At 63.0% G+C, this 1,171-nt stretch carries 1 protein-coding gene; it reads right to left on the bottom strand.

Features of this window, described 5'->3' with window-relative positions; all coding sequences use genetic code 11:
* Nucleotides 1-138 precede the first annotated feature (138 nt).
* A complete protein-coding gene (locus tag NKK51_RS32390) occupies nt 139-1,113 on the bottom strand; it encodes an IS5 family transposase (RefSeq protein ID WP_023811436.1) in 975 nt (324 codons plus the stop codon).
* Nucleotides 1,114-1,171 lie beyond the last annotated feature (58 nt).

The raw sequence follows: 1,171 nt of genomic DNA, 5'->3' as shown, positions 1-1,171 counted from the left end.
GGGCCCGTTGCGTTATTAAGTTATAGGGGCAAGGAGGGAGGGTCAGGCCAATGTGGGGTGCCTTGCGGCTCGGGTTTGAGGCCGGATTGGCTGGGGTTTGACGGGTTCGGCGGATTTCGGGCGCAATGCGACCCTGTATTAGGTCGCCAGCGTCACCCAGCGGCGCATGTTGAAGGCCATGGCGGCGATGAGGATCTGTCCTGCCGCCTTGGCCAAGCCGCGGTAGCGGATGGCGCAAAGCCGCATGCGGTTCTTCAAGGTGGCAAAGGTCGTCTCGACGGCGAAGCGTTGCCGCGCAATGAGCCGGTTGAAATGCTTCAGGCGCGCTGGCAGATGCGGATGATGCTTGTTGGCGCGCCGCATCAGTCTTGGCTTGATCCCGCGCTCCCTCAGCAATACCTGGCGCGCCTTGGTGTGATAGGCCGCATCCGCCAGCACTGCGCCTTCGTCGCCACAGATCAGATGATCTGCCTCGACCGTGTCGTTGACGTTGGCCGCTGTCGTTCTCACCCGGCGGATCAGGCCAGAGCCCTGGTCGACACCGACATGGGCCTTGTAGCCATAGGAGGAGCCAGGCTTGCCCTGCCGGCGTGTAAAGCCGGCATCGGGATCGCCAGCCTCGCCGGCCTCGTGCGCCGTTCCACTGGGTGGCCGTGCCGCCGCCGTCTCGATCACCGTGGCATCGAGCATCGTACCGCGCCGCAGGATCAGCCCGGCCTTGTCCAACTGACGGTCCAGTTCGCCAAACAGCTTCTCCAGAAGCCCCGCCTCGACGAGACGATTGCGAAAGCGGTTGAGCGTGGTGTGGTCGGGCACCGTCTCTTCGAGCGTCAGCCCAACGAAGCGGCGGAACGACAGCCGATCGGCGAGCGCCTCCTCCAGTTCGCTGTCCGACAGTCCATACAAGGACTGCAGCAGAAGCGCCTTGAACATCACCAACGAATTGTAGGCAGGCCGGCCTGGTCCGGCCGGCGAGCGCAGCCGTGCCAGGATCTTCTCGAAGCGATACCACTTCACCAGCAACGACAACCGGTCCAGGCGACCGCTCCGACCAAGACCCTGCGGCAGCAGAGCCTCCACAAAACTGAACTGACCGCTCGGCTTCGTCGTCATCGCAAGATCCCTGTTTCAAAAACAGGGAATCACATCCACACAATTTTGCAACAGGCCC

It is taken from the genome of Mesorhizobium sp. M0011 (assembly GCF_040324155.1).
In the GTDB taxonomy this organism is placed as follows: domain Bacteria; phylum Pseudomonadota; class Alphaproteobacteria; order Rhizobiales; family Rhizobiaceae; genus Mesorhizobium.
This window is presented reverse-complemented; position numbering and strand designations above follow the sequence as displayed.

Coding starts and splice junctions, on each gene's coding strand:
- NKK51_RS32390 (WP_023811436.1), bottom strand. CDS start 1,113: ATGACGACGAAGCCGAGCGGTCAGTTCAGTTTTGTGGAGGCTCTGCTG.